Source organism: Martelella sp. (assembly GCF_984369615.1).
The window spans coordinates 1-3,610 of sequence record NZ_CFHTCS010000410.1; the positions used below are offsets into that span (position 1 = coordinate 1).

General features: G+C 62.6%; 3 protein-coding genes and 1 pseudogene. 2 read left to right on the top strand and 2 right to left on the bottom strand.

The window, feature by feature from the left end; translation table 11 throughout:
• Positions 1-252: pseudogene (locus AC5DC2_RS21285) on the bottom strand (hypothetical protein); the annotation flags it as partial.
• 102 nt (positions 253-354) lie between these two features.
• Between AC5DC2_RS21285 and AC5DC2_RS21290 the strand changes: the two are divergent.
• The gene (locus AC5DC2_RS21290) at positions 355-2,430 is read left to right on the top strand and encodes a putative bifunctional diguanylate cyclase/phosphodiesterase (RefSeq protein ID WP_491699931.1); all 2,076 of its coding nucleotides are present in this window, start codon (positions 355-357) and stop codon (positions 2,428-2,430) included.
• 136 nt (positions 2,431-2,566) lie between these two features.
• Complete coding sequence (locus AC5DC2_RS21295) at positions 2,567-2,950, top strand: hypothetical protein (protein WP_491699932.1); 384 nt, start codon at positions 2,567-2,569, stop codon at positions 2,948-2,950.
• A 107-nt stretch (positions 2,951-3,057) separates the two neighbouring features.
• On the opposite strand, the gene prs is transcribed toward AC5DC2_RS21295, so the two are convergent.
• A partial coding sequence (gene prs / locus AC5DC2_RS21300) for a ribose-phosphate diphosphokinase (RefSeq protein ID WP_491699933.1) occupies positions 3,058-3,610 on the bottom strand: 553 nt, incomplete at its 5' end.

Here is a 3,610-nt window from a genome sequence, read left to right on the forward strand (position 1 = left end):
GCGCAGTTCGCGGGAGGACCCCTTACCGACCCGTTCGCGCGCTTCGGCCGTGAGCAGAGAGCTGTTGTTGCTCATGGCATTTCCTTTCAGGTTGTCTGGAGCGTTGTGCCGGCAATCATTGTCGCCGACAAAACGGAGGGCCAGGCCCTCATTCGCGCTGCCTCCAAGGGTGTCTGCGCGAACGGGGTGGCTATATAGGAGGCCCGGCGAAAAGGCAAGGCTGGAGCGCGCCGGGGCGGCGATTGAATGCAAGGTCCGCTTCAACCTTAGCTTTTTGCTGTTAAGGCGAAATCCAAAGGGCTAATAATAGACGTAGTGACGTTGTTTTAGGGGTTTGTTGCCCGAGGGGACCGTGTGGACGCACTCATCTCGTGCCTTGTTGTCGAGCATACGCGCCGCTCGCTTGCGGCCGCGCTGATCATCGCCTTTGTGGGATCCTATCTGGCGATAAGCCTCGTCGGGCGGGTCCGCTCCCTGCCGCTGGTCCATTCCTGGCTGTGGCTGCTTCTGGCCGGCATTGTCGGCGGCATGACCATCTGGTGCACGCATTTTGCCGCGATGCTCGGCTACAGGCTTGATCAGCCGCACACCTACGACCCGGTACTGACCTTCCTGTCGCTCGGGGCGGCGATCGCCACCACCACGCTCGGCATGCTGATCGTCTGCAGCGGCGGCAAAACCCTGCTGGTTGAAGCGGGCGGCGCGGTCTTCGGCCTCGGCATCGCGCTGATGCATTTCATTGGCATGGCGGGTTTCGATGTCCCAGGACGATTCGTCTGGTCCGCGGACTATGTCGTGGCCTCGCTTGTCCTGGGAGCGGTCATCGGCGTGGCTTCCAGTTCCGCTGCGAACCGCATTCCCGGGCGCTGGAACCAGGCCTTGGCGACCGCACTCGTGGTGCTCGCGATCTTTGCCGTCCACATGGTCAGCCTCGCCGGGCTCACGGTCGTCCCCGACGGCACGATCCATTTTCAAGGCGATGGACTGCAACCGCAGACAATGACCTTCTTCGCCGCGCAGGCGGCGGGCATGGTGATCGTGCTCGGCCTCGGGCTGTTGATGCTCGATGCGAAGAATCGCAAGATCGTCTCCTCGCAACTGCACCGCGCCAGCGCGCACGATGCGCTCACCGGCCTGCCGAACCGGCGCGCGCTGATCGAGGAATTGCAGCGCATGCTGGAGGAAAGCCGGAGCGACACGTCGTTCGCCGTCGGATTTCTCGACATCAAGGGCTTCAAGGAGATCAATGTCGTGCACGGCAATGCCGCCGGCGACTTCATTCTGGGCATTATCGCGCAGAAGATCGTCGGCGTCCTGCCGGGCGATGCCTTCGTCGCGCGGGCAGGCAATGACGAGTTTGCGGTTCTCCTGCGCGGCTACCGGCATCGCCAGGACGTGCTGAAGGTCTGTCGCCGGGTGATGAGCGAGATCGCGCAGCCGCTTGAATGGCAGGGCAAGCGGATCGAGATCATTCTTCATGGCGGTTGCGCCCTTTATCCGGGCGACGGTCGGATTGCAGATGAACTCGTGGCCAGGGTCGATGCCGCGCTGCAGCGGGCAAAGCGGGGCAAGGCCGGGACGCTGGCCTTCTACGACGAGGCGCTGGACCATGGAGAGCGGCAGATGAACGCGCTGGCGCTCGACATGCGCCGCGCGCTGGAGGACGGCGAGTTCCGGCTCTATTATCAGCAACAGCACCTGACGGACGATCGTTCGATTTTCGGTTTCGAGGTTCTGTTGCGCTGGTTCCACAAGGATCTCGGACTGATCCCGCCCGATGATTTCATTCCTCTTGCCGAAAGGACCGGCTTCATCGTTACGCTCGGGGAGTGGGTGCTGCGCGAGGCCTGTATGGATGCGGTGCACTGGAAACAGCCTTATCAGGTCGGGGTCAATGTCGCGCCCCAGCAGCTTGCGGATCTGCATTTTCCGGAAAAGGTGGGAGATATCCTGCGCGAGAGCGGGCTTCCGGCCGACCGGCTTGAGCTCGAATTCACCGAAAGCGGCATTGTCGAGAATGTCCACCGGGCCCATGAGACCTTCGCCCGGTTGCGGGCGCTCGGGGTCAAGATCGCCATGGATGATTTCGGAACCGGGTATTCGTCGCTGGCGACGCTGCAGCAGTTTCCCTTCCACAAGATCAAGGTCGATCGTTCCTTCGTGTCCGGCCTGCCGCATGACACTCTGTCGGCCGCAATCGTCCGCTCGACCGTCATCATCAGCGAAAGCCTCGGCCTACGCGTGCTCGCCGAAGGGGTGGAAACCGAAGAGCAACTGGAATTCCTGCGGCACGAAGGCTGTCCGCGCGCCCAAGGCTATTACTTCGGCAAGCCGAAGCCGCGTGACGAGATAGAAGCTATTGTCACTGATGAAGGCGCCTTTGGCAGGCCGGCGAGAGATGCCGGGCGTTCGCCGGTGCAGAGTCGCTGACGGCGGTTGGTCCGGACGTCCCGAACGGCGGGCGTGGCTTCCGCCTGCGGGTTCCGCTCTCTTCCGCAACTGTCGGGCTTGCGTTTTCTCCGGCGACATGCGCTCCTTGGAGGACGGGCCGGACGGGAGAGGGGCGATGACATTGAGCGTCAAGGATGCGCTGGATGCGTTTCAGGCGCAAAACAACGCTGTCGACAAGCTGTGGGCCTATTTCTCGGCCGTCAGCCTGGCCGTGGCCGGCTATGTCATCTCCTACAGCAGCGGCGATGGGTTCAGCACGGCCCGCGTGATCGCCATTGCCGGCGCATACGCAATCTTCTGCATCAACAACAATATGGCGCTCGGCGCGGGGCAGACTTTGCTTGTGAGCCTGGCCCAGGCTGCCCGAAACAGCGGCGCCGCCGGCGGCGTGCCTTTGGATATCAAGGTGTTGAGCTGCCGGGCGGTGCGCTGGGGACAGGGCCTGATGGCTTCAGCGGTGGTCATCGGCACCTTGGTCTTCGGCCACGTATTAGGCTAAAGTAATTCGCCAGCAGATGGGAACATCTGACGTCTGAGAAAATGCGTCACTACAAAGAGATAGAGCGGTTCCGCGCGTCCGCGAAAGGCGGAACCGCTCTGGATGAGCTAGTCGAAAAGGCTCGAGACGGAGGATTCGTGGCTCGTCCTGTTGATCGCCTCGCCGATCAGCGCGGCTGTTGAGATCACCCGGATATTGCTGGCGGCGACCATCTCCCCGCGCGGCTGGATCGAGTCGGTGATCACCAGTTCTTCGAGCTTGGAGGAACTGATGCGCTGGGTGGCGGACCCCGACAGGACGCCGTGGGTGATGTAGGCGGTTACCGAGAGCGCGCCGTTGTTCAAGAGCGCCTCGGCGGCGTTGCAGAGCGTGCCGCCGGAATCGACGATATCGTCGATCAGGATGCATTCCTTGCCCTCGACCTCGCCGATGATGTTCATGACCTCGGATTCGCCCGGCCGCTCGCGCCGCTTGTCGACGATGGCGAGAAGACAGTCGAGCCGCTTGGCGAGCGCGCGGGCCCGCACAACGCCGCCGACATCTGGCGAGACCACCATGACATTGTCGAGGTTGCGTCGCGCCTTGATGTCGCGCGCGAGGATCGGCAGTGCATAGAGGTTGTCGGTGGGAATGTCGAAAAAGCCCTGGATCTGGCCGGCA